This window comes from Micromonospora sp. URMC 107, assembly GCF_051386315.1.
GTDB lineage: Bacteria > Actinomycetota > Actinomycetes > Mycobacteriales > Micromonosporaceae > Micromonospora.
Genome location: NZ_JBPQTK010000007.1, coordinates 22041 through 45092 on the forward strand (window position 1 = coordinate 22041; position 23052 = coordinate 45092).

The 23052-nt window shown below is 74.9% G+C and carries 23 protein-coding genes and 1 riboswitch; of the genes, 1 reads left to right on the forward strand and 22 read right to left on the reverse strand.

Annotated features, from left to right (window positions below):
• Positions 1-96 precede the first annotated feature (96 nt).
• From argC to rpe, 18 genes are all read right to left on the reverse strand, one after another.
• Positions 97-1098, reverse strand: a complete 1002-nt coding sequence (argC, locus tag ACSNN9_RS02760; protein ID WP_436671034.1) for an N-acetyl-gamma-glutamyl-phosphate reductase — start codon at positions 1096-1098, stop codon at positions 97-99.
• 170 nt (positions 1099-1268) lie between these two features.
• Positions 1269-3815 carry a phenylalanine--tRNA ligase subunit beta gene (gene pheT, locus ACSNN9_RS02765; protein ID WP_436671035.1) on the reverse strand — a complete coding sequence of 849 codons (2547 nt, stop codon included), beginning with the start codon at positions 3813-3815 and terminating at the stop codon, positions 1269-1271.
• A gap of 39 nt (positions 3816-3854) precedes the next feature.
• The gene (gene pheS, locus ACSNN9_RS02770; RefSeq protein WP_436671036.1) at positions 3855-4943 is read right to left on the reverse strand and encodes a phenylalanine--tRNA ligase subunit alpha; all 1089 of its coding nucleotides are present in this window, start codon (positions 4941-4943) and stop codon (positions 3855-3857) included.
• A 212-nt stretch (positions 4944-5155) separates the two neighbouring features.
• On the reverse strand, positions 5156-6001 hold the full coding sequence (locus tag ACSNN9_RS02775; protein WP_436671037.1) for a TrmH family RNA methyltransferase: 846 nt from the start codon (positions 5999-6001) through the stop codon (positions 5156-5158).
• A 32-nt stretch (positions 6002-6033) separates the two neighbouring features.
• Positions 6034-6426: a 50S ribosomal protein L20 gene (gene rplT, locus ACSNN9_RS02780; protein ID WP_030335718.1), complete on the reverse strand. Its 393-nt coding sequence runs from the start codon at positions 6424-6426 to the stop codon at positions 6034-6036.
• 31 nt (positions 6427-6457) lie between these two features.
• Positions 6458-6652, reverse strand: coding sequence for a 50S ribosomal protein L35 (gene rpmI / locus ACSNN9_RS02785; RefSeq protein WP_007458415.1), 195 nt, complete (start codon positions 6650-6652; stop codon positions 6458-6460).
• A gap of 19 nt (positions 6653-6671) precedes the next feature.
• Positions 6672-7295 carry a translation initiation factor IF-3 gene (infC, locus tag ACSNN9_RS02790; RefSeq protein WP_436671038.1) on the reverse strand — a complete coding sequence of 208 codons (624 nt, stop codon included), beginning with the start codon at positions 7293-7295 and terminating at the stop codon, positions 6672-6674.
• A gap of 336 nt (positions 7296-7631) precedes the next feature.
• Positions 7632-8105, reverse strand: coding sequence for a PH domain-containing protein (locus ACSNN9_RS02795; protein ID WP_436671039.1), 474 nt, complete (start codon positions 8103-8105; stop codon positions 7632-7634).
• A complete protein-coding gene (locus tag ACSNN9_RS02800; RefSeq protein ID WP_436671040.1) occupies positions 8102-9142 on the reverse strand; it encodes a DMT family transporter in 1041 nt (346 codons plus the stop codon). The genes ACSNN9_RS02795 and ACSNN9_RS02800 overlap by 4 nt, the downstream gene beginning before the upstream one ends.
• On the reverse strand, positions 9139-9984 hold the full coding sequence (gene hisG, locus ACSNN9_RS02805) for an ATP phosphoribosyltransferase (RefSeq protein ID WP_357872539.1): 846 nt from the start codon (positions 9982-9984) through the stop codon (positions 9139-9141). The genes ACSNN9_RS02800 and hisG overlap by 4 nt, the downstream gene beginning before the upstream one ends.
• Before the next feature lie 45 nt (positions 9985-10029).
• A complete protein-coding gene (locus ACSNN9_RS02810) occupies positions 10030-10293 on the reverse strand; it encodes a phosphoribosyl-ATP diphosphatase (RefSeq protein ID WP_088947482.1) in 264 nt (87 codons plus the stop codon).
• 106 nt (positions 10294-10399) lie between these two features.
• Entirely contained in the window at positions 10400-10897 is a 498-nt protein-coding gene (gene ribH / locus ACSNN9_RS02815) for a 6,7-dimethyl-8-ribityllumazine synthase (protein WP_436671041.1), read from the reverse strand.
• Positions 10898-10899: 2 nt separating this feature from the next.
• On the reverse strand, positions 10900-12165 hold the full coding sequence (locus ACSNN9_RS02820; protein WP_436671042.1) for a bifunctional 3,4-dihydroxy-2-butanone-4-phosphate synthase/GTP cyclohydrolase II: 1266 nt from the start codon (positions 12163-12165) through the stop codon (positions 10900-10902).
• The gene (gene pnuC / locus ACSNN9_RS02825; protein WP_436671043.1) at positions 12162-12860 is read right to left on the reverse strand and encodes a nicotinamide riboside transporter PnuC; all 699 of its coding nucleotides are present in this window, start codon (positions 12858-12860) and stop codon (positions 12162-12164) included. Before pnuC ends, ACSNN9_RS02820 begins: the two co-directional genes overlap by 4 nt.
• The gene (locus tag ACSNN9_RS02830; protein ID WP_436671044.1) at positions 12860-13546 is read right to left on the reverse strand and encodes a riboflavin synthase; all 687 of its coding nucleotides are present in this window, start codon (positions 13544-13546) and stop codon (positions 12860-12862) included. Before ACSNN9_RS02830 ends, pnuC begins: the two co-directional genes overlap by 1 nt.
• 1 nt (position 13547) lies before the next feature.
• A complete protein-coding gene (gene ribD / locus ACSNN9_RS02835; RefSeq protein WP_436671045.1) occupies positions 13548-14609 on the reverse strand; it encodes a bifunctional diaminohydroxyphosphoribosylaminopyrimidine deaminase/5-amino-6-(5-phosphoribosylamino)uracil reductase RibD in 1062 nt (353 codons plus the stop codon).
• Between the two features lie 159 nt (positions 14610-14768).
• Positions 14769-14943, reverse strand: a riboswitch (FMN riboswitch).
• A gap of 81 nt (positions 14944-15024) precedes the next feature.
• Positions 15025-15981, reverse strand: a complete 957-nt coding sequence (locus ACSNN9_RS02840) for a GGDEF domain-containing response regulator (RefSeq protein ID WP_436671046.1) — start codon at positions 15979-15981, stop codon at positions 15025-15027.
• Position 15982: 1 nt separating this feature from the next.
• Positions 15983-16663: a ribulose-phosphate 3-epimerase gene (gene rpe / locus ACSNN9_RS02845; protein ID WP_436671047.1), complete on the reverse strand. Its 681-nt coding sequence runs from the start codon at positions 16661-16663 to the stop codon at positions 15983-15985.
• A gap of 319 nt (positions 16664-16982) precedes the next feature.
• On the opposite strand from rpe, the gene ACSNN9_RS02850 reads away from it, so the two are divergent.
• The gene (locus tag ACSNN9_RS02850; protein WP_436671048.1) at positions 16983-17873 is read left to right on the forward strand and encodes a septum formation family protein; all 891 of its coding nucleotides are present in this window, start codon (positions 16983-16985) and stop codon (positions 17871-17873) included.
• Between the two features lie 40 nt (positions 17874-17913).
• Here the strand turns inward: ACSNN9_RS02850 and ACSNN9_RS02855 are convergent, their stop codons facing one another.
• The 4 genes from ACSNN9_RS02855 to def all read right to left on the reverse strand — a co-directional run bounded on the left by ACSNN9_RS02855 (position 17914) and on the right by def (position 22974).
• Positions 17914-19662 carry a M28 family peptidase gene (locus tag ACSNN9_RS02855; RefSeq protein ID WP_436671049.1) on the reverse strand — a complete coding sequence of 583 codons (1749 nt, stop codon included), beginning with the start codon at positions 19660-19662 and terminating at the stop codon, positions 17914-17916.
• 225 nt (positions 19663-19887) lie between these two features.
• Positions 19888-21486: a transcription antitermination factor NusB gene (locus tag ACSNN9_RS02860; RefSeq protein ID WP_436671050.1), complete on the reverse strand. Its 1599-nt coding sequence runs from the start codon at positions 21484-21486 to the stop codon at positions 19888-19890.
• Positions 21483-22409 (reverse strand): methionyl-tRNA formyltransferase, encoded by a 927-nt coding sequence (fmt, locus tag ACSNN9_RS02865; protein WP_436671051.1) that lies wholly within the window; start codon positions 22407-22409, stop codon positions 21483-21485. The genes ACSNN9_RS02860 and fmt overlap by 4 nt, the downstream gene beginning before the upstream one ends.
• 4 nt (positions 22410-22413) lie before the next feature.
• Complete coding sequence (gene def / locus ACSNN9_RS02870) at positions 22414-22974, reverse strand: peptide deformylase (RefSeq protein WP_358090139.1); 561 nt, start codon at positions 22972-22974, stop codon at positions 22414-22416.
• Between the last annotated feature and the right edge of the window lie 78 nt (positions 22975-23052).

Consider the following 23052-nt stretch of genomic DNA (forward strand, 5'->3'; position numbering starts at 1 on the left):
CTTCGTTCGCGACTGCGGGGCTCCGCTGCGCTGCACTCCTCGCGCTCACCGGTGCTACTCCTTCGTTCGCGACTGCGGGGCTCCGCCGCGCCGCGCTCACGGTGCGATCCCCCAGACGGACAGGCCCGTGGTCTCCGGCAGGCCGCACATGAGGTTGGCGTTCTGCACGGCCTGGCCGGCGGCGCCCTTGCCGAGGTTGTCCAGCGCGCTGAGCACGATCATCCGGCGGGAGTCGACGTCGACCGTGGCCTGCAGGTGGCAGGAGTTGGAGCCGAGGGTGGCGGCGGTGTGCGGCCAGGCCCCCTCCGGCAGGACGTGCACGAACGGCGCGTCCGCGTACGCCTCGGCGAGCACCGCCCGCGGGTCGACGCCCCGGGCCGGCACGGCGGTCACGGTGGCGAGGATGCCCCGGGGCATCGGCGCGAGCACCGGCGTGAACGACAGGCCGGTCGCGCCGGTGGCCTGCTTGATCTCGGGGACGTGCTGGTGGGTGCCCACGCGGTAGGGCGACAGGTCGCCCATCACCTCGCTGCCGAGCAGGTGCGGCTTGGCCGCCCTGCCGGCGCCGGAGGTGCCGGAGGCGGCCACGACCACCACGTCGGCCGGGGAGGCGGCGCCCGCGGCGACCAGCGGGGCCAGGGCCAGGATGATCGCGGCGGCGTAGCAGCCGGTGCTGGCGACCCGGGTGGCGCCGGCGATCAGCTCCCGCTGGCCGGGCAGCTCCGGCAGGCCGTAGGTCCACGGCCCGGCGTGCGTGCCGCCGTAGTAGTTCGCCCAGGCGTACGGGTCGGCGAGGCGATGGTCGGCGCCCAGGTCGACGACGCGGACCTCGGGCGGCAGCTGGGCCGCCAGGGCCGCCGACTGGCCGTGCGGCAGGGCCAGGAAGACCAGGTCCGCGTCGGCCAGCGTCGCCGCGTCCGTCTCGCCGAGGACCATGTCGAGGCCGGCGAGCTGCGGGTGTACGACGTCGAGCCGGTGCCCGGCCTGGCTGTGCGCCGTGGCGGCGACCAGGTCGAACTCGGGGTGCCCGGCGACCAGGCGGATCAGCTCGCCCCCGGCGTAGCCGCTCGCCCCGGCGACCGCAACTCGGATACCCATCCCCACCTCCGCATGACTATGCAGCGAAGGCTAGCAGTCGGCGATCCGGCACTGCAAGTTCATACGCTCCACTGCATGAGAATCGGATGCGGCACCGGTCACCCGCTGACGCCAGCCGGGCAGCGACGAGGGCCCCTTCCGCACCGGCGGAAAGGGGCCCTCGTCGTCGCTCAGGCGCCGCGCAGGGTGGCGCCGAAGCGCTCCGCGGCACGGGCGACCGCCGCGTCCCGGGCGGCCACCGCCTCCTCCACGGTCAGCGTCCGGTCCGGGGCCCGGAAGGTGAGCTTGTACGCCAGCGACCTGCGGCCCGCCCCCAGCTGCTCCGAGGCGTACACGTCGAACAGGCGCACCCCCTCCAGCAGCCCGCCGGCGCCCTCGACGAGGGCCTGCTGCACCTGCGCCGCGGGCACCGAGGAGTCGACGACCAGCGCCACGTCGATCAGCGCCGGGGGGAAGCCCGAGACGACCGGCGCGGACGCCACCGGGGCGGCCGGCAGCGCGTCCAGGTCGAGTTCCATGGCGCTGGTGCGCCGGGGCAGCTCCAGTGCCGCCACGACCGTCGGGTGCAGCTCGCCGGCGTGCCCGACCACCGTGCCGTCGACCAGCAGCTCGGCGCACCGGCCGGGGTGCCAGGGGGCGTACTCGGCGGCCCGGACCTCGATCCGCTCCGCGGGCACGTCGGCGGCGGCCAGCACCTCCCGGCCGGCCTCCACGGCGTCCGCCCAGCCGGCCGGGCGGCCCGCGCCCCACCAGCCGGCCGGCTCGACGTCGCCGGTCAGGACGACGGCGACGTGCCGGGGCTGGTCGGGCACCACCGCGTCGGCGGCGGCGAACTCCTCGTCGGTGGGTCGCCGGTCCACGCCCATCGCCGGCGGGCGGCCGGCGCCGGGGCGCGGGTGGAACACCGCGCCGATCTCGTAGAGGGCGAGGTCGCGCTGGCCCCGGCCGAGGTTGCGCTTGACGATCCCGAGCAGCGGGCCGAGCAGCATGGTGCGCAGCAGCGGCTCCTCCTCCGACAACGGGTTGGCCAGCCGCACCGCCCGCCGACGCGGGTCGTCGGCCGGCAGGCCGAGCTGGTCGGCCAGCCCGGGGGCGACGAACGGGTGCGCGAGCACCTCCACGTACCCCCGCTCGGCGAGCGACCGGGCCACGGCCCGGCGGCGCCGCTGCTGCCAGGTCAGGCCGCGGCCGGGCGGCGCGGTCGGCAGCACGGACGGCACCCGGTCGTACCCGTCGAGGCGGACCACCTCCTCGACCAGGTCGGCCGGGTCGGTCAGGTCGGGCCGCCAGCTCGGCGGGGTGACGCTGAGCGCGCCGCCGGTGCCGGCGGCCACGCCGACCTCGCCCGGGTCCTCGGCCAGCCGGTCCGCGCCCCGGGCGACCGTGCAGCCGACCTGCTCCAGCAGGGCGGCCACCCGCGCCGGCGGGTAGCTCACGCCGACCCGCCGGGTCGGCAGGTCGGCCGGCAGCACGACCGGGGTACGCGGCCGGACGTGGTCGATGTCGAGGATCTCGTCCCCGGCCGCGCCACCGGCGTGCTCGGTGAGCAGCCGGACCGCCCGCGCGACGGCGACCAGCGGCAGGGCCGGGTCCACGCCCCGCTCCCACCGCTTCGCCGCCTCGCTGAACAGCTTGTGCCGGCGGGCGGTGCGCCCGACCATCACCGGGTCCCAGTGGGCGGCCTCGAAGAGCACGTTCGTCGTCCCGGCGACGACCTCGCTGGTCTCGCCACCCATCACGGCGGCCAGCGAGATCGGGCCCGTGTCGTCGCAGATCACCATGTCCTCGGGCGCGAGGGCGCGGGTGACCCCGTCCAGGGTGGTGAGCTTCTCCCCCGCCTCGGCGCGGCGGACCACCAGCGGCCCGGCGATCCGGTCGGCGTCGAAGGCGTGCATCGGCTGGCCCAGCTCGAGCATCACGTAGTTGGTGATGTCGACCGGCAGCGAGATGTTGCGGATGCCGGCGACGGTGAGCCGCCGCTGCATCCACTCGGGGGTCGGCGCCGTCGGGTCGACGCCGCGCACGAGGCGGGCGGCGAACCGGTCGCAGCCGACCGTGTCGCGCACCTCGACCGGGTACGCCGGCGAGTCGGTGCCGCCGGGCGCGGGCGCCAGGCCCGGGTCGCGGAACGGCACGCCCAGGGCGTGCGACAGCTCCCGGGCCAGGCCGCGGACGCTCATCGCGTACCCCCGGTCGGGGGTGATCTCCACCTCGACCACGACGTCGTCGAGCCCGACGACGGGCCGCGCGTCGTCGCCCGGCTTGGCGGGGGTGTCCCCGGGCAGCACGATGATGCCGTCGTGGTCGTCACCCAGGCCCAGCTCCTTGGCCGAGCAGATCATGCCGTGGGAGTTGCGCCCGTACGTCTTGCGCGCGCCGATGGCGAAGCCGCCGGGCAGCACGCCGCCGGGGAGGATCACCACGACCCGGTCGCCGGGGACGAAGTTGCGCGCCCCGCAGACGATCTCCTGCGGCTCGCCGGTGCCGTTGGCGTCGCCGACGTCGACCCGGCAGAACCAGATCGGCTTCTTGAAGCCGGTCAGCTCCTCGATCTGGAGGACCTCGCCGACCACCAGCGCACCGGTGACGGTCTCCCGCAGGTCCACCACGGACTCGACCTCGATGCCGAGGTCGACCAGGGCCTGCTCCAGGTCCCCGGTGGGCAGGTCGGCGGGGAGGTCGACGTACTCCCGCAGCCAACTGACAGAAACTCGCATGACTCAGACCACCGTCTCCGTGACTCGTACCCGCATCGCCTACGCCCCGGTCCCGAACGCGCGGGTGAACCGCACGTCGCCCTCGGCCATGTCCCGCATGTCGCTGACCCCGTGCCGGAACATCACCGTCCGGTCGATGCCCATGCCGAACGCGAATCCGGAGTAGACCTCGGGGTCGATGCCGCAGGCGCGCAGCACCCGCGGGTTGACCATGCCGCAACCGCCCCACTCGACCCAGCGCGGGCCGTCGCGGTGCTCGGGGAACCACACGTCGAACTCGGCGGACGGCTCGGTGAACGGGAAGTAGTGCGGCCGGAAGCGGGTCTTCGCGCCCTCGCCGAACATCGCCCGGGCGAAGTGGTCCAGGGTGCCGCGCAGGTGCGCCATGGTGATGCCCCTGTCCACGACGAGGCCCTCCACCTGGTGGAAGACCGGCGCGTGGGTGGCGTCCAGCTCGTCCGTGCGGTAGACCCGGCCGGGCACGATCACGTAGATCGGCGGCGTGCGGGTCAGCATGGTGCGCGCCTGCACCGGCGAGGTGTGGGTCCGCAGGACGAGGCCCGACCCGCCCGCCCCGCCGGCGGCGTCGGCGGGGGCGACGTGGAAGGTGTCCATCAGGCCGCGCGCCGGGTGGTCGGCGGGGATGTTGAGCGCGTCGAAGTTGGTCCACTCCAGCTCGACCTCGGGCCCCTCGGCCACCTCGTAGCCCATGCCGACGAAGAGGTCGCTGATCTGCTCCATCAGGGTGCTGATCGGGTGCCGGGCACCCCGGGGCCGCCGGTCGTGGGGCAGCGTCACGTCGACGCGCTCCTCCACCAGCACCCGTTGCGCCTGCTCTCCCTCCAGGACCTCCTGGCGGGCGGCGTACGCGGCCTCGATGGCGCGGCGGGCCTCGTTGACCCGCTTGCCGGCGTCGGACTTGGCGGCCGGCGGTAGCGCGCCGATCTCGCGGCGGGCCAGCGAGACCGGGGACCGGTCGCCGAGGTGCGCCGGACGCAGCGCGGTCAGCGCGTCCGGGTCACCGGCCTCGGCGAACGCCTTCTCGGCGGCGGCGACGGCCTCGGCCAGGGCGGCCGGGTCGAGCAGGGCGACCTGCTTCGGGTCGTACGGATCGTTGCGGTAGCTCATGGCGTACGGGCACTCCCTCACGGCGGCGCCAGCCCTCACGGGCGGCGAAGCGAGTCTACGGACGCGCGGCTGTGCCGCAGCCCGCCGGTGGGAGTTGTGCGGAGAGCAGGTCAGGCCCGCCGCCCGCCGACACCGGCGGGCTGGCTAAACGAACGCCGTGGCGCGTTCATGGGCGGAGGCTCTCCCCTGGTCCGTGCCTTGGGGCGGCCGGGTCACGGCCGCCGCTGTGCTCTCGCTGAAGCGTACAGGCAGACCGCGGCGGCCGCAGCCAGGTTCAGGCTCTCGGCACGCCCGTGCAGGGGCACCCGGACCCGGGCGTCGGCGGCGGCGGTGAGGGCCTCGGGCAGGCCGTGCGCCTCCGAGCCGAAGAGCCAGGCGGTGGGGGCGGCGAGCCGCCCGGCGTCGGCGAGGTCGTCGAGGTCGTCCTCGCCGTAGCCGGTGGTGGCGAGCACGGCGAGCCCGGCGGCGCGCAGCGCCGCGACCACGTCCACCGGATCGGGCGCGCGGACCACGTCGACGTGGAAGAGGCTGCCGGCCGACGCCCGCACGCACTTGCCGTTGTACGGGTCGACGGCCTCGCCCGCGAAGACCACCGCGCCGGCGCCCGCCGCGTCGGCGGTGCGCAGCACGGTGCCGGCGTTGCCCGGGTCGCGGATCTCGGCGAGCACGGCCACCAGGCGGGGCCCGCCGGCCAGGGCCTGGTCCAGGGGCACGTCGAGGTGGCGGCAGACGGCGACGAGGCCCTGCGGGGCGACGGTCTCGGCCAGCGCGGCGAGCGCCTCGTCGGTCGCCTCGGAGACGGGCACGTCGGCGCGGGCCGCGACGGCGGCCAGGTCGGCGTGCCGGTCCAGGGCGGCGGGCGTACCGAAGAGCTCGGCGACCACCCCCGGGCGGGCCAGGGCCTCCCGGACCGCCTGCGGCCCCTCGGCCAGGAAACGCCCGGCGGCCTCGCGGTCCCGGCGGCGCTGCAACCGGCGGGCGGCGACCACCCGGGGCGTACGCGGGGTGAAGGGGCCGGAGACAGCGTCGAGGCGTCTCCCGCGCGATGGTGACTGCATGGGAGACGCCTCGATCTGCTGGTGCGCGGGGATCAGGCGGCCTGGGCCGCCGCGCCGCCGGTGCCCTCGGCCGCGACCGCGGCCCGGGCCAGCTCGACGATCGCCGCGAAGGCGGCGGCGTCGTTGACGGCCAGGTCGGCCAGGATCTTGCGGTCGACCTCGATGCCGGCCAGGCGCAGGCCCTGGATCAGGCGGTTGTAGGTCATCCCGTTGGCGCGGGCGCCCGCGTTGATCCGCTGGATCCACAGCTGCCGGAAGTCGCCCTTGCGGTCGCGACGGTCCCGGTAGGCGTACTGCATCGAGTGCAGCACCTGCTCCTTGGCCTTGCGGTACAGGCGGGAGCGCTGACCGCGGTAGCCGCTCGCGGTCTCCAGCAGGGTACGGCGCTTCTTCTGGGCGTTCACAGCCCGCTTGACGCGTGCCATCTCAACTCCTAGTTACGTAAGGTGGCGCGCGTCAGCGGCCGAGCAGCTTCTTGATGCGCTTGACATCGGCCTTGGCCAGCACCACGGTGCCGGTCAGCCGACGGGTCTGGGTGGAGGGCTTCTTCTCCAGGTTGTGCCGGAGGCCGGCCTGCTGGGCAACGATCTTGCCCTTGCCGGTCACCTTGACCCGCTTGCCCATCCCCGTGTGGCTCTTCATCTTCGGCATGTGGAACGTCTCTCCCCTGTTACTCGCCGCTGTTGTCGGCGACTGTGCCGGTGTCACCGGCCGCTGCGGGCTCGCCGGTCGGGGCGCCCTCGGCGTCCCGCTCCCTCGGCCCGCCCCGGGTGGCCGTGGCGGCGACCGCGGCGGCCTTCGTGGCGCGGTGCGGCGCGAGCACCATGATCATGTTTCGACCGTCCTGCTTGGGAGCGGCCTCGACGTACCCCAGCTCCGAGATCTCCGACTCGAGCCGGCGCAGGAGCCGGTAGCCCAGCTCCGGACGGCTCTGCTCGCGACCGCGGAACATGATCGTCACCTTGACCTTGTCGCCGGCCTTCAGGAACCGCACCACGTGACCCTTCTTGGTCTCGTAGTCGTGCGGGTCGATCTTCGGCCGGAGCTTCATCTCCTTGATGACGGTCTGTTGCTGGTTACGCCGCGCTTCGCGCGCCTTGAGTGCGCTCTCGTACTTGAACTTGCCGAAGTCCATGAGCTTGCACACCGGCGGGCGCGCCATCGGCGCAACCTCGACCAGGTCCAGGTCGACGTCCGCGGCCAGCTGAAGGGCGCGCTCCAGCGGGACGATGCCCACCTGCTCACCCTCGGGGCCGACCAGTCGGACCTCACGTGCCCGGATCTGCTCGTTCACGCGTGGTTCGACGCTGATGGGGCCTCCTCGAGTCAAGATCTCTGCGTGGCCGACCCCGCGGCTCCCGGGTGGGAGCCGACCTGGAAAGCAGAAGGCCCCGGCGCATGCCAGGGCCCGCTCGACCGGTCGGCACGATCACATGATCGCGCATCCGGCGCCGGGACGTGCCCGGAACCGGTGACCGGACCCGGCCGCCGTGGTGGCGACTCGGGTGGGAGCAGGCGCTCCTCTTTCAAGGCTGTGTACATGGGCGCGACTGCGCACACGCGGAGACAGCCTGGTCGACTCGACCACACTACACCCTCGCCCGGGCGTCGTCCCAACCGGGCACCCGGGTCAGCGGCCGGCGGCGCCCTCGGCGAGCCGGGCCAGGTGCGCCTGGTGCAGCCGGCGCAGGGCGCGGACCCCCTCGACGGCCCGCTCCTTGTCGGCGGCCTGGAGGGCGACCATCGGCAGCAGGTCGTCGTCGTGCAGCTCCAGGCTGGCCCAGGGCGCGCCCCGGTCGAAGCGGATCCCCCGGACGACCTCCCACGGCAGCTCGTACGAGCCGACGACGTTGCGCACCCGTACCCCCGACGCGTTCGCGTCGACCCGGGGGCGGGTGAAGATCAGCAAGGCGAGCGCGCCGAGGACGCCGAGGCCGACCATCGCGATCTGGTCGCCCCGCTGGAAGCTGCCGTAGCCGTTGCCGGTCGCACCGCTCAGCGAGGTGGCCACCAGGCTGAACACCACGAGCAGCACGGCCGCGGAGATCCAGCAGACCAGTCGGATGCGGCGCGGGCGGAGCTGGACGGACTCGGTTTCGCTCACCCCACCAGTTTGCCACCCGACCCCGGCCGCTCCCGCGTCGCCACACGTCTCGGGGGCGGGACGACCTTCCCGGAGCCCCGCCGGGCGGTCCCCCGGCCGGCAACCAGGGCGGCCAGCAGGGTGAGCAGCGCCCCGGCGAGCACCGGCAGCCGCAGGCCGGGACCGCCCGGCAGCAGCGCGTCCAGCAGCAGCGCGCCGCCCAGCTGGCCGGCGACCAGGGCCAGCCCGGTCCGCAGCACGCCGACCACCGGCACCCCGACCAGCAGGGCGGCCACGATGACGACGCCGAGCAGGCCGCCGGTGTAGAGGTACCAGTCGCCCGGCCAGGTCGGGCCCGGCCCGGTGAGGGCGCCGGCCAGCGCCGCGACCAGCAGGACGACGGGCGTGGCCGTGGCGAAGTTGACCACCATCCCGGCGGCGGCCGAGCTGGCGGCGGAGACCCGCGCGTTCAGCGCGGACTGGAGCGCGACCCCCAGCCCGCCGGCCACGGCGAGCAGGACCAGACCGAGGGCGAGGTCGCCGACGGGCTGGCCGAGCTGGGCCAGCGTCACGGCGGCCACGCCGAGCAGCGCCCCGGCGACCCGTGGCCGGGTGAGCGCCAGCCGCCCCACGGGCGCCAGCCCGGCCCGGTCGACGGCCAGCCCGCCGATGCTGCCACCGGCGACCTGGGCGATGGTGAAGATCGCCACCCCGAGCACCGGCACGATGTACGCGCCGGCCAGCACGATGCCCGCGCCGCCGAGCCCACCCAGGTACGCCCACCAGGGCAGCCGGGCCCGGCGCAGCGCGACCAGGCCGGTGCGGGCCGACGGCAGCGCCAGGACCCCGAGGCCGACCAGCAGCGCCCCGCCGAGGTTGTTGACCACCGCGCCCAGGGTGGGGTTGCCGGCCCGCACGCCCAACTCGGCGTTGACCGCGCCCTGGGCCGCCGAGGCGACGCCGGCCAGGGCGACCAGGGTCAGCGCCGCCCACGGCGGCAGGGCGCGCGACGCCGGGGACGGTGCCGGGGCGTCCGCCGCCGTGGGCGGGCGTGTCACAGCCGGCAGGCGTGGATGTTGGTGACCAGGATGGCGCGGGCGCCGAGCTCGTACAGCTCGTCCATGATCCGGTGCACGTCGTCGCGGAGCACCATCGCCTGCACCGCCACCCAGCCCTCGCGGTGCAGCGGGGAGACGGTCGGCGACTCGATGCCCGGGGTCAGCGAGCTGGCCCGGTCGAGCAGGCCGGCCGGCACGTCGTAGGCGAGCATCACGTAGCGGCGGGCGACCAGCACCCCGTGCAGCCGGCGCAGCAGCTGCGCGGACTGCGGGTGGGTCGGGGCGGCGGCGCGGCGGACCAGCACCGCCGACGAGCGCAGCAGCGGCTCGCCGAAGACGACCAGGCCGGCCTGGCGCAGCGTGGCGCCGGTCTCCACCACGTCGGCGACCACGTCGGCGACGCCGAGCCGTACGGCGTTCTCCACGGCGCCGTCGAGGCGGATCACCTCGGCCTTGACGCCCAGCTCCCCGAGGTGCCGCTCGACGAGTCCCGGGTACGCGGTGGCGATCCGGTGCCCGCCCAGCTCCTGTACGGAGGCGATGTCGTCGGGGCGGGCTGCGAAGCGGAAGGTGGCCCGGCCGAAGGCGAGGTCGACGACCTCCTCGGCGGGGGCGCCGGAGTCGATCAGCAGGTCCCGGCCGGTGATGCCCAGGTCCAGGTCACCGGAGCCGACGTAGGTGGCGATGTCCTTCGGGCGCAGGTAGAAGAATTCGACGTCGTTGGCCTCGTCCCGGCAGACGAGGTCCTTCGGGTCGGTGCGCTGGCGGTAGCCCGCCTCGCGCAGCATCTGGGCGGCCGGCTCGGCCAGGGTGCCCTTGTTGGGAATGGCGACACGCAGCATGACGGAGTGCTCCTTCGATCGAAACTGATCAACGACGGGGCGCACTCACAGATGTCGGTAGACGTCCTTCAGGTCGAGACCGCTGGCCAGCATCAGCACCTGGACCTGGTAGAGCAGCTGGGAGATCTCCTCGGCGGTGCGCTCGGGCCCCTCGTGCTCGGCGGCCATCCACGACTCGGCCGCCTCCTCGACGACCTTCTTGCCGATGAAGTGCACGCCCTTCTCGAGCGCGGCGACCGTGCCCGAGCCGGGGGTGCCCGCGGCGGCCTTGGCCTGCAGCTCGGCGAACAACTCCTCGAACGTCTTCACGCCGCGATTCTTCCAGCCGTCCCGACGGCCCCGGCGCGCCGGGTCAGGCCCCGCTCACCGACCGGGACCGCCCCGCACGACGGGGGCGTCCCCGCGCCGGGAAAGGTCAGCCGCCGAAGCCGACCCGCTGGCCGTTGCTGGCGAGGGCGCGGATGGCCAGGGCGGCGTCGAGGGCGGCGACGGTGGCCGACCAGCCCTTGTCCTCCGCGGAGCCGGGCAACCCGGCCCGGTCCCGGGCCTGCGCGAGGGTGTCGACGGTGAGGACGCCGTGCGCGACGGGCCTGCCCTCGTCCAGCGCCACCCGGGTCAGCCCATCCGTGACGGAGCGGCAGACGTAGTCGAAGTGGGCGGTGGCGCCGCGGACCACCACGCCGAGCGCGACCACCACGTCGCAGCGCCGCGCGAGGGCCTGGGCCACCACGGGCAGCTCGACCGAGCCGGCCACCCGGGCGGTGACCGCCCGGGCCCCGCACGCCTCGGCCGCGGCGACCGCCCGCTCCAGCATGTGGTCGGTCAGCTCGCCGTGCCACCGCGCGGCGACCACGCCGACGGTCATCCCGGCGGCGTCCACCGCCGTCACGCCCGGTTCACCGAAACCCGCCATGCCTACGCTCCGATCTCGTCGCCGAGGACGGGGCGGCCCATCGGGGCCTCGGTCACCTCGTCCAACTCGTCCAGCAGGTGCCCCATCCGGTCCCGCTTGGTGCGCAGGTAACGCACGTTCTCCGGATGCGGCCGCACCGGCAGCCCCTCGCGGCCGGTGACGGTCAGCCCGTAGCCCTCCAGGCCGGCGCGCTTGGCCGGGTTGTTGGTGAGCAGCCGCATCGAGCGCACCCCGATGTCGTAGAGGATCTGCGCGCCGGTGCCGTAGTCGCGGGCGTCGGCCGGCAGGCCCAGGTCGAGGTTGGCGTCCACCGTGTCCCGGCCCTCGTCCTGGAGCTGGTACGCCTGGAGCTTGTGCAGCAGCCCGATGCCGCGCCCCTCGTGCCCGCGCACGTAGAGCACCACGCCCCGCCCCTCCCGGGCGACCCGGCCCAGCGCGGCGTCGAGCTGCGGGCCGCAGTCGCAGCGCACCGAGCCGAACACGTCCCCGGTGAGGCACTCGGAGTGCACCCGCACCAGCACGTCCCGCCCGTCGCCGATCTCACCCATGACCAGGGCGACGTGCTCGGCCGAGTCGTGCTCGCTGCGGTAGCCCAGGGCCCGGAACACACCGTGCCGGGTGGGCATTCGGGCGTCGGCGACCCGCTCGACCTGCTTCTCGGTCCGCCGCCGGTACGCGACCAGGTCGGCGATGGTGATCAGGGTCAGGGAGTGCTCGGCGCAGAACTTCTCCAGGTCCGGCACCCGCATCATGGTGCCGTCGTCGTTGACCAGCTCGCAGAGCACGCCGGCGGGCCGCAGCCCGGCCAGCCGGGTCAGGTCGACGGCGGCCTCGGTGTGGCCGGGCCGGCGCAGCACGCCGCCCTCGCGGGCCCGCAGCGGCACCACGTGCCCGGGGCGGGCCAGGTCGGCCGGGCCGGTGCCGGGGTCGGCGAGCAGCCGGATGGTGTGCGCCCGGTCGGCGGCGGAGATGCCGGTGCTGACGCCCTCCCGGGCGTCCACGGTCACCGTGTACGCGGTGCCGCGCCGGTCCTGGTTGGTGTGGTGCTGCGGCGGCAGGTCCAGCCGGTCGCACTCGCTCTCGGTCAGCGGCGCGCAGATGTAGCCGGACGTGTGGCGCACCATGAACGCGAGCAGCTCCGGCGTCGCCAGCTCGGCGGCGAAGATCAGGTCGCCCTCGTTCTCCCGGTCGGCGTCGTCGACCACGACGACGGGCCGGCCGGCGGCGATGTCCGCCACCGCCTGCTCGATGCTCGCAAAGGTGGTCATGCCACGGCCTCCGAGTAGGTCGACGGGATCGGGGCGGGCACCGGGCGGGCGGCCCGCGAGGTGCGCCACCAGGTCACCAGGCCCCAGGCGCAGAAGGCGCCGTAGACGAGGTACATGGCGGCCGAGGGATAGAAGCCGCCGCGCAGCAGCAGCGGCACGCCGACCGCGTCGACGGCGATCCAGATGAGCCAGAAGTCCACCCAGCCGCGGGCCATGCCGTAGGTGGCGAGCAGGCTGCCGGTGAGGATCCAGGCGTCCGGCAGCGGCCCCCAGGAGCCCAGGGCGGCGAGCACCGGGTACGCCGCGGCGGTGCCGATCACGGCCGCGACCAGCAGGCCCAGCCGCTCCCGGCCGGTGGCCCAGCGGGGGGCCACCGCGGCCCCGTCGCCGTCGCCGCCCCGGCGGCGGTGGCGCGACCACCGCCACCAGCCGTAGACGCTGACCGAGAAGAAGAAGACCTGCCGGCCGGCCTGCCCGTAGAGGTCGTGCGCCTGTGGGGTGGCGAAGACCCCGCCCAGGAAGACGGTGAAGAGCAACGCGTTGCCGATCATGCCGACGGGCCAGGCCCAGACCAGCCGGCGCAGGCCGAACAGCGCGGACGCCAGCCCGAAGCCGTTGCCGACGATCTCCCGGACCAGCATCGGCGAGCCCGCGATGTCGACCTGCGCGTCGAGCAGCCACCCGAGCGGGCCCATCAGGCCACTCCGCCCGGCGCGGCGACCCCCGGCAGGCCGGCGACCGGCGGGCCGGCGACCGGCGGGCCGGCGACCGGGAGGGCGGGATCGGCCAGCCGGGCGTCGAGCAGCCGCTCGACGTACTTGGCGAGCACGTCCACCTCGAGGTTGACCGGGTCGCCGACGCGCCGGACGCCGAGCGTGGTCAGCTTCAGCGTGGTGGGGATCAGCCCGACCGCGAACCAGTCCGGGCCCACCCCGGCGACGGTCAGCGAGACGCCGTCGACCGTGATCGAGCCCTTCTCCACCACGTACCGGGTCAGGGCGGCGGGCAGCCGGAACCGGACGGTCTCCCACTGCGCGGCCGGCTCGCGGGCGACCACCTCGCCGACGCCGTCGACGTGCCCCTGCACGAGGTGCCCGCCGAGGCGGCTGCCCAGCGTGGCGGCCCGCTCCAGGTTGACCGGGTCGCCGGCCCGCAGCGCGCCGAGCGCGGAGCGGCGCAGCGTCTCCCCCATCACGTCCGCGGTGAAGGTCCCGTCGGAGACGTCGACCACGGTCAGGCAGACGCCGTTGACCGCGATCGAGTCGCCGTGCCGGGCGTCCGAGGTGACCAGCGGGCCGCGGACCGCGACCAGTGCCGAGTCACCCGCCGTCTCGGTGATCCGGACGACCTCACCCAACTCCTCGACGATGCCGGTGAACATGTCAGCCCTCCCTCTTCCGGGGCAGCGCGGTGATCCGCAGGTCGGGTCCGACCTGCGTGACGTCGACGTACTCCAGGTCGATGGCCTCGGCGATGGTGTTCACACCGGCGTCGACCAGGGCGGTCGGGCCGGCGCCGAGCAGCCGGGGCGCGACGTAGCCGACGATCTTGTCGACCAGGCCGGCGGCCAGGAAGGCGCCGGCCAGCTTCGGGCCGCCCTCCAGCAGCGCGGCGCGGACCCCGCGCCCGTGCAGCGCGGCGAGCAGCGCCGGCAGGTCGACCCGACCGTCGGGCCCGGCGCCGACCTCCGCCGCGGCGGCGATCCACGTGCGGGCCGCGCCGTCGCGGACCCGGGCGTCGGCCGGCGTACGCCCGTCGGTGTCCACGACCACCCGCAGCGGCTGCCGGATGGCGAGCGTGCCGTCGCGCAGGTTGCGGGCGGTGAGCCGGGGGTCGTCGGCGAGGACCGTGCCCACCCCGGCGAGGACCGCGTCGACGGTGCCGCGCAGCGCGTGCACGTCCATCCGGGCGGCCTCGGAGGTGATCCACATGCTGGTGCCGTCGGCCGCCGCCGACCGGCCGTCCAGCGTCGCGGCGAACTTCCAGATGACGTACGGCCAGCCCCGGCGCATCGAGGTCAGCCAGGCGACGTTGCCGGCCTCCGCCTCGTACGCGCGTACCCCCGTGTCCACCTGGATCCCGGCGGCGCGCAGCGTGGCGGCGCCCCCGGTGGCGAGCGGGTTGGGGTCGGGCACGGCGATGACGACGCGGGCGACGCCGGCGCGCACCAGCGCGGTGCTGCAGGGGCCGGTGCGGCCGGTGTGGTCGCAGGGTTCCAGGGTGACCACGGCGGTGCCGCCGCGGGCCCGCTCCCCCGCCTGGGCCAGCGCGACGATCTCGGCGTGCGGCCCGCCGGCGTAGGCGTGGAACCCCTCGCCGACCACCTGCCCGTCGGCGTCGAGCAGCACGCAGCCGACCACCGGGTTGGGGCTGGTCGTGCCGAGACCGCGCGCGGCGAGTTCCACCGCGCGACGCATCGCCTCGTCGACGGAGACGCCGGCCATGCCCTGCCCTCTCACTCGCGGTCGACGCGCGGGCGGTGACGGGAGGCAACGGCATGGGGCCGCGAGCGTGCGGCGGCGGAGGTCCGGGTACGGCGGAGCCGCCCCGGGGGGCGCGCACGGCACGCTGAAGTCAGCGGCCGGGCAGGGCCCGTCCGTCCCGCGCGCTGTCTCCCATCCGGACTGTCTGGGGGCGGGGTCTGCCCGCTCCCAACCGTCGGCCCCGGATTCTCACCAGGTCCACCGGGCGGCACGAGGCCGACCGGGTCGCGGGCTTACCACGGTCACGCCGTGGATCACCGCCGGTTCGGAATTACACCGAGTCCCGCCAGCGCGTGGTGGGTACACGGGAAGTGTTACACGCCGGACGGGGGGTCGCGCCACCCGGGCGTGGTAGTTCACAGCAACAGCGCACGAATCAGGTAACCCCGCGCCGCCGGTCCACCGCCACGTACGAGCCGGGCTGGCTCTTGGCCACCGTCTTCATCTCGGAGGCGACCGCGATCGCCTCCAACGGGTCGGTGAACCGCTTGCCGGAGTCGGAGAGGGAGACGCCGATCGAGAGGGTGACCAGGGCGGCGCGCCGGATGTTGCCCCGGCGGTCCTTCAGCTCCACGTAGCCGCGCGCGGCGTCGACCGGGTCGTAGAGCGAGTCGGCGGCCTTCTCGAAGTCGGCGGAGACCCGGGAGGTGAGCGGCCGGACCTGCTCCGGGGCGCAGACGATGACGAAGTCGTCCCCGCCGACGTGGCCCAGGAAGGCCGGCGGCAGCCCCACCGAGACCACCGCCCGGTGCAGGCTGCGGGCTAGGGCGGAGATGAAGTCGTCGCCGCGGACGAAGCCGTACCGGTCGTTGACGCTCTTGAACCGGTCGATGTCGATGTAGCCGACGGCGTAGTCGACCCCGCTGCGGACGCGGTCGGAGATCTCCCGGCGGATCCGGCTGTTGCCGGGCAGCCCGGTAAGCGGCGAGACCTCGCGGAACTCCTTGTTGCGGCGCAGCGTGGAGCTGACCCGGGCGACCAGCTCGGCGGTGTCGAAGGGCTTGACGAGGTAGTCGTCGGCGCCGGCGCTGAGCCCGTGCACCTTGTCCACCGTCATGCCCTTGGCGGTCAGCATGATCACCGGCAGGGCCGAGGTCATCGGGTCGGCGCGCAGCCGCCGGGTCAGCTCCAGCCCGTCGATCCGCGGCATCATCAGGTCGACCACGGCCAGGTCGGGGCGCTGGCGCTCGATGACCTCGAGCGCCTCCTGCCCGTCGCTGGCGTGCAGCACCTCGAAGCCGTGCAGCCGGAGGTTGAACTCGACGAAGCGCGCGATGTCCTCGTCGTCGTCGACGACGAGGATGACGTCCTGGTGGTCGGCGCCCGGTTCCACGTCAGGCCCCGGGGGCGGCGCGCTCCGCGAGTGCCCGCAGCTTCCGCACGGCCTCGGCGGGGTCGTCGGCGCCGTAGACGGCGGTGCCGGCGACGAACGCGTCGGCCCCCGCCTCGGACGCCTGGGCGATGGTGTCGGCGGCGATGCCCCCGTCGACCTCGATGCGCAGTTCGAGGTGCCCGGCGTCGACGTGCCGGCGGGCCGCCCGCACCTTGTCGAGCAGCTGCGGGATGAACCGCTGCCCGCCGAAGCCGGCCTTGATGGTCATGATCAGCAGCGTGTCGAAGCTCGGCAGCAGCTCGAGGTACGGCTCGATCGGGGTGTCCCGGTCGATCGCCAGCCCGGCCTTGGCACCCGCGGAGCGCAGGTCCTTGGCCAGGGCCACCGGGTCGTCGCACGCCTCGGCGTGGAAGGTGACGTTGTACGCCCCGGCGTCGGCGTAACCGGGTGCCCACCGGCGCGGGTCCTCGATCATCAGGTGCACGTCGAAGGGCAGCTCGGTGGCGGCCCGCAGGCTCTGCACCACGGGCAGCCCGATGGTCAGGTTGGGCACGAAGTGGTTGTCCATGACATCCACGTGCAGCCAGTCCGCGGCGTTCTCGACGGCGCGGACCTCCTCGGCGAGGCGGGCGAAATCGGCGGCGAGGATGCTGGGCGCGACGATCGGCGGCGGTACGGTCACCGGGCCAGTGTACGAACGTGGCCGATCGCCGCCCGCAGCGCGCCACCCACCGGGACACCCGGTGACCCGGCGGTGACCACTGGTGCGGAACTGGCCCTCCCGGCGCGGCGGAACCGGACGAAGGGCCGTCCGTGACCCGCCGGACGGCGGCGACGCGGCGAGACTCCATCAGGGACGGTGACGTCGGCCGCAGGCCCCGCGAGCCGAGCGCGGGTGCCGTATGCTGCCGCACCGTGGCGTTGTCCGGCCCGCCCCCGCGCCGGCGGGACCGCCGCGCTGGCCGCCGCCGGGTGCGGCCCACGAACGGCGGGAGGTCGGGATGCGACGGTGGTGGACGGCGGCCACGGTGGGCGCGGTGGCGGCCCTGGCGCTCGCCGGTTGCGGAGCCCCGGCCGGCACCGACCGTGACCTGACCGACGACTGGCCGGCGCCCACCGCGCCGCAGGCGTTCGTCCCCGCCGCCGGGGTGTGCCACGCCGGCGTGCAGGACGTCGGCTACCTCACCGCCTACCACCCCCTCGACTGCGCCCTGTCGCACCGCACCGAGACGGTGCACGTCGGCACGCTGACCGGGGCGGCGGCGGACCGCGCGACGCCCCCGCCGGCCGGCTCGGCCGGCATGCGCGTCGCCCGCGCCGAGTGCGACACGAAGGTCGGCGAGGTGGTCGGCGGCGACTGGCGTTCCGGCCGGCTCGGGCTGAGCGTCGTGCTGCCGTCGCCGCAGGCGTGGGGCGGCGGCGCCCGCTGGTTCCGCTGCGACCTGAGCGAGCAGACCAGCCTCGACGAGGCCAGCCCGAAGGCCCGGACGGGCAGCCTCAAGGGCGCGCTGACCGGCGCCGCCCCGCTCGCGCACCGCTGCTTCAACCCGAAGGTGCGGGCCGACGACGTGCGGGAGATGGTGCCGGTGCCCTGCACCAGCAGGCACCGCGCCGAGTTCGTCGGCGTCTGGCAGGCCCCCGACACCACCTACGACGCCTTCAGGCGGGACAACCTGAAGGTGCACCGGGCGTGCCGGACGCTGATCGCGAAGTACGCCAGGGTGCCGGACAACGGCGACCTGCAGTACCGGGCCGGCTCGATCTACTACCACCCCTTCGAGCGGGAGTGGCGCAACGGCAACCGGGGCGTGCAGTGCTTCCTGTGGGTCAGCGACCGCAGCCTCACCAGGTCGATGAAGGGCGCCGGCACGAAGGGCCTGCCGGTCACCTGAGCGGGGCGGCCACCGCGGTGACCGCCCCGCCCCTGGCGGCCTAGCTGGCCTGGAGCGTCACGTCGTCGACGACGAAGCTGGTCTGCAACGAGGAGTCCTCCGTGCCGGTGAACTTCAGCGTCACCGTCTGCCCCGCGTACCCGGCCACGTTGAACGACCGCTGCACGTAACCCGCCGCCGCGTTCAGGTTCGAGTACGTCGCCAGCATCGCGGTTCCCACCTGCACCACCAACCGGTCGTACGCCGTGCTCGACGACGTCTCCGCCGTGTCGACGTGCAGCCAGAACGACAGCGTGTAGCTGGAGCAGCCCGCCGGGATCGTCACCGACTGGGACAGCGTGTCCGTGCGCGTCGAGCCGTACCCCAGCAGCCACGCCTTGTACGAACCCGAGCGCGCCGGCTGGCCGGCGTCGTTGGTGATGACGCCCGACGTCGCCGTCCACGGCGACGTCCCGCTCTCGAACCCGCCGTTGCCGATCACCTGCCCACCGGCACAACCGCCACCCCCACCGACGGTCAGGGTGTAGCTGGCGGAGCGCGAGACGCCGCCCGAGCCGGCGCCGGTGACCGTGACGGTGTACGTGCCCACCGGGGCCGAGGCCGACGCGCTGAGCGTCATGGTGGCGGAGCCGCCGGAGGTGACCGACGACGGGCTGAACGACACGGTGACGCCCGCCGGGGCGCCGGTCGCCGAGAGGCCGACCGTCTGGGCGGCGCCGGCGGTGGTGGCCGTGGAGATCGTCGCCGTGGTCGACGCGCCGCGCTGCACCGAACCCGACGTCGGGGCCACCGCGAGGGAGAAGTCGTTGGTCGCCGTGCCCACGGCGAGCTGCCAGATGGCGTACGCGACCCCGTCGGCGCTGCGGTTGAGCACCGTGGCGCTGACGTTCGAGGTGGTGTCGCAGGACCGGTGGTAGCACGGGTCGTACGCCGAGCCGGACGTGCCGCCCCACTTGGCGGCCTGCGCCGAGGTCTTGCGGGCGCTGGCCCCCGAGGCGTACCCGGAGGTCTGGATGCCGGCCTGCTGGAACGAGTAGTCGTCGGAGCGGCCCTGACCCTCGACGTTCTCCTCGGGCTGGATGTTCAGCGAGTCCCAGTACGCCTTCAGCGGCGCGGCGGTGGCGGAGGTGATCCGGTTGATGAAGTAGCCGCCGTTGGTGGAGCCCACCATGTCGAAGTTGTAGTAGCCCTTGATGTAGCCCCGCTGGGTGGCGCTGAGGGAACGGACGTAGAAGTCCGAGCCGTTGAGGCCCTGCTCCTCGTCGGTCCACCAGGCGAACCGGACCCGCTTGGTCATCGTCGGGTTCTGCTGGGCCAGCACCAGCGCGTTCTCCAGCAGCACCGACGAGCCGGAGGCGTTGTCGTTGATGCCCGGGCCGGCGGAGACGCCGTCGAGGTGCGCGCCGAACATGACGACCTGGTCGGCGGGGCCGCCCGGCCACTCGGCGATCAGGTTGTTCGACCGGTACGTGCAGTCGGTGCAGACCTGCTCGGTCACCGTGTACCCGGCGGCCTGGAGCCTCGTCTTGACGTACGTGAGGGAGGCCGTGTAGCCGGCGGTGCCGGCGCGCCGGTTGCCGCCGTTCTGGGTGGCGATGGTCTGGAACTGCGTGAGGTGGCCCTGGACGTTGGCCACGGCGACGTCCGGCGCGGCCAGGGACTGCGCGGCGGGCGCGAGCACTCCGGCGGCCGGCGCCGGGGCCGCCGACGCGGGCGCGACGGTCAGCGTCGCCACGCCGCCGGTGAGGACGGCGAGCGCGAGACCAGCGGTCAGGATTCTTCGTTTCATGGACGCTCCTCGATAGGTGACGACATGATGCCACCTCGGAGCGGGTTGTGGGGACAGCGGAAAGACGCGCGCCCGGGCCGGCCCCGGCGCGTCGTGCGCCGGGGCGGACCCGGGCGTCGCCGGACCGGCCCCCGGTCGGGGCCGGTGTTCTTCTCGCCGGTGGTCTCCGGCGCGCCCACCTCGATGTTCCCCGAGCAGGACTGGGCAGTGCGTCCCGTGCCCCGCTCAGGTGCGGCGGAGCATCGCGAGGAACATCGCGTCGGTGCCGTGCCGGTGCGGCCAGAGCTGCACCGTCGGCCCGTCGCCGAGACCGGGCATGCCCGCCGGCAGCAGCGGCCGGGCGTCGACGAAGTCGACCGGCACCCCGGAGCGGCGCGCCGCCTCGGTGACCGTCACGTGCGTCTCCACGGTGTGCGGAGAGCACGTCACGTAGGCGACCAGCCCGCCCGGGCGGGTCGCGCGCAGCGCCGCGGCGAGCAGCTCGCGCTGCAACCGGGTCAGCGGCGGCAGGTCCGAGGGCTGGCGCCGCCAGCGGGACTCCGGCCGGCGGCGCAACGATCCCAGCCCCGTGCAGGGCGCGTCGACGAGCACCCGGTCGAAGTGCGCCTCCGGCAGCTTCGGGTCCGCGCCGACGGTCCGGCCGTCGATGTTCAGCACGGTCACCGGCAGGCCCCGGGTGGCCTGCTCGACCAGCCGGGCCCGATGCTCGGAGACCTCGACCGCGGTCAGCCGCGCCTCCCGCTGGGCGGCGAGGGCGCCGAGCAGGCCGGACTTGCCGCCCGGGCCGGCGCACAGGTCCAGCCAGCGCCCGTCCGGGCCGTCGAGCGGAGCCACCGCCAGGGCGTTGGCCACCAACTGGGAACCCTCGTCCTGCACGTGGGCCCGCCCCTGCGCGAGCGCCGGCAGGTCGCCGGGCGCCCCGCCGGAGAGATAGACCGCGTACGGGGAGAAAGCCCCCGGCGCACCGCCGACCTGGTCGGCCAGTTCCGCCGCGTCGGCCAGCCCCGGCCGGGCGCACAGGTGCACCGGCGGGCGCTCGTTGTCCTCGATGAGCAGCCGGGTGGTCTCGCCGAGGTCGCCGCCGAGCGCCTCGGCGAAGGCCCGCACGATCCACTGCGGATGGCTGTACGCCAGGGCGAGGTGCCCGATCGGGTCGCTCTCCGCCGACGGGGCCAGCTTGGCGACCCAGGCGTCGGCGTCCCGGCCGGCGACCTCGCGCAGCACCGCGTTGGCGAAGCCCGTCGCGCCGGGACCCACCGCCCGGACCAGGTCGACGGTCGAGGAGACCGCGGCGTGCGCCGGCACCCGCGTGTGCAGGAGCTGGTACGCCCCGAGCCGCAGCGCGTCGCGCACCGGCGGATCGATGCGCTGCACGTCCCGCCCGGCGGCGTCGCTCAGGATCGCGTCGAGGGTGCCGAGGTGGCGCAGCGTGCCGTAGGTCAGCTCGGTGGCGAAGGCGGCGTCCCGGCCGACCAGCCCCGCGTCGCGCAGCAGCGACGGGAGCACCAGGTTCGCGTACGCGTCATCGCGGTGCACCGCCGCGACCGCCTCGTAGGCCGCCTGGCGGGGCAGGTCCACCGCCGGACGGGCCGGACGCCGGCCGCCGTCGCGGCGGTCACCGCCACCCCGCGCACCCCACTGGCCGCCCCGCGCCGGCCGCTCGCCGCGCTGACCGCCCGAGGGACGCTCGCCGCGCCCGCCGAACCGGTCGCCGCCGGACCGGTCGCTGCTGAACCTGTCACCGCCGGACCGGTCACCGCCGGCCCGGTCGTCGCGTTCGGTGGAGAAGCGGTCGCCCGAGGGTCGTTCCGAAGGGCCGGTCACGCGAGTTCCTCCCCTGCGGCGACCCGGACGCCCCGCGCCCAGTCGGTCGCGGGCATCGCCCGCTTGCCCGCCGCCCGGACCTCGCCGAGCCGGACCGGGGTGGTGGCCGTGCCGGCCAGCACCCGGGACTTCTCCACCAGCAGCTCGCCCGGCTTCAACTCCGGGCCGTCGGGCACCGGGGTGAGCGGGCCCAGCTTGACGCGCTCCCCCCGGAACGTCGTCCAGGGGCCGGGCGCCGGGGTGCAGGCCCGGATCCGCCGGTCCACGGCGAAGGCGGGATCGGACCAGCGCACCCGGGCGTCCTCCACGGTCAGCTTCGGCGCCAGCGACACCCCGTCGGCGGGCTGCGGCTCGGCGCGGGCGGTGCCGTCGTCGATCGCGTCGAGGACGGCCACCAGCAGGCCGGCGCCGGAGTGGGCCAGCCGCTCCAGCAGGTCGCCGGACGTGTCCGCCGGCCGGATCTCGTCGGTCAGGGTGCCGTAGACCGGGCCGGTGTCCAGCCCTTCCTCCAGTTGGAACACGCTCGCTCCGGTCAGCTCGTCGCCGTGCAGCACGGCGTGCTGCACGGGCGCGGCGCCGCGCCAGGCGGGCAGCAGCGAGAAGTGCAGGTTGACCCACCCGTGGCGGGGGATCTCCAGGGCGGCCGGCGGCACCAGCGCGCCGTAGGCGACCACGGGGACGCAGTCGGGGGCCAGCTCGCGCAGCCGGTCCTGGAACTCCGGCTCACGCGGTCGGGCGGGGGTGAGCACCTCGATCCCGTGCTCGTCGGCCCACGCCCCCACCGGGGAGCGGACCAGCCCGCGACCGCGCCCCGCGGGGGCGTCCGGCCGGGTGACCACGGCGACCAGCTCGTGGCGGGAGGCCGCCACGGCGGCCAGGGCGGGAACGGCGACGGCCGGCGTGCCGGCGAAGATCACGCGCACGGGCTCACCGACCCAGACCGAAAGGGCTGCCGGAGACGTGCGGGTTGACCTTGACCGTCGGCGGGGCGGCCGGGTCGTACCACTCCGCCTGGCGGATCGCCTTCATCGCCTCCTTGCGCCCGGCCGGGTCCAGCCGGTCCAGGAAGAGCACCCCGTCGAGGTGGTCGGTCTCGTGCTGCACGCAGCGCGCCATCAGCCCGGTGCCGACGATCTGCATCGGGTCGCCGTAGCCGTTGAAGCCCTTGGCGATCACGTTCTGCCGACGCTTGGTGTCGAAGTAGAGGCCCGGGATCGACAGGCACCCCTCGGGGCCGTCCTGTTCCTCCTCGTCGGGGAACTCCAGCACCGGGTTGACCAGATGGCCGACCACGTCGTCGACGTCGAAGGTGAACACCCGCAGGCCCACACCGAGCTGTGGCGCGGCGAGGCCGGCGCCGTTCTGCTCACGCATCGTGTCGGTCAGGTCGGCGATGAGCTTGCGCAGCTCGACGTCGAAGTCGACCACCGGATCGGCCGGCGTGCGCAGCACCGGATCCCCGAACAGACGGATGGGCTGGACGGTCACTCGGCATGGCTCCTTCGGCGGGCGGACTGGTGCCGTACCAGTCTACGGAGTGCCGCCGGCCGCCCCGGCCGGCGTACC

What these genes read in the sequence shown, in the direction of transcription:
- ribD (WP_436671045.1), bottom strand. Translation starts at nt 14,609, where the DNA reads ATGGCCGGCGTCTCCGTCGACGAGGCGATGCGTCGCGCGGTGGAACTC.
- argC (WP_436671034.1), bottom strand. Translation starts at nt 1,098, where the DNA reads ATGGGTATCCGAGTTGCGGTCGCCGGGGCGAGCGGCTACGCCGGGGGC.
- ribH (WP_436671041.1), bottom strand. Translation starts at nt 10,897, where the DNA reads ATGGCGGGTTTCGGTGAACCGGGCGTGACGGCGGTGGACGCCGCCGGG.
- rplT (WP_030335718.1), bottom strand. Translation starts at nt 6,426, where the DNA reads ATGGCACGCGTCAAGCGGGCTGTGAACGCCCAGAAGAAGCGCCGTACC.
- ACSNN9_RS02850 (WP_436671048.1), top strand. Translation starts at nt 16,983, where the DNA reads ATGCGACGGTGGTGGACGGCGGCCACGGTGGGCGCGGTGGCGGCCCTG.
- ACSNN9_RS02820 (WP_436671042.1), bottom strand. Translation starts at nt 12,165, where the DNA reads ATGACCACCTTTGCGAGCATCGAGCAGGCGGTGGCGGACATCGCCGCC.
- ACSNN9_RS02830 (WP_436671044.1), bottom strand. Translation starts at nt 13,546, where the DNA reads ATGTTCACCGGCATCGTCGAGGAGTTGGGTGAGGTCGTCCGGATCACC.
- pnuC (WP_436671043.1), bottom strand. Translation starts at nt 12,860, where the DNA reads ATGGGCCCGCTCGGGTGGCTGCTCGACGCGCAGGTCGACATCGCGGGC.
- pheS (WP_436671036.1), bottom strand. Translation starts at nt 4,943, where the DNA reads ATGAGCTACCGCAACGATCCGTACGACCCGAAGCAGGTCGCCCTGCTC.
- ACSNN9_RS02855 (WP_436671049.1), bottom strand. Translation starts at nt 19,662, where the DNA reads ATGAAACGAAGAATCCTGACCGCTGGTCTCGCGCTCGCCGTCCTCACC.
- hisG (WP_357872539.1), bottom strand. Translation starts at nt 9,984, where the DNA reads ATGCTGCGTGTCGCCATTCCCAACAAGGGCACCCTGGCCGAGCCGGCC.
- pheT (WP_436671035.1), bottom strand. Translation starts at nt 3,815, where the DNA reads ATGCGAGTTTCTGTCAGTTGGCTGCGGGAGTACGTCGACCTCCCCGCC.
- rpmI (WP_007458415.1), bottom strand. Translation starts at nt 6,652, where the DNA reads ATGCCGAAGATGAAGAGCCACACGGGGATGGGCAAGCGGGTCAAGGTG.
- ACSNN9_RS02775 (WP_436671037.1), bottom strand. Translation starts at nt 6,001, where the DNA reads ATGCAGTCACCATCGCGCGGGAGACGCCTCGACGCTGTCTCCGGCCCC.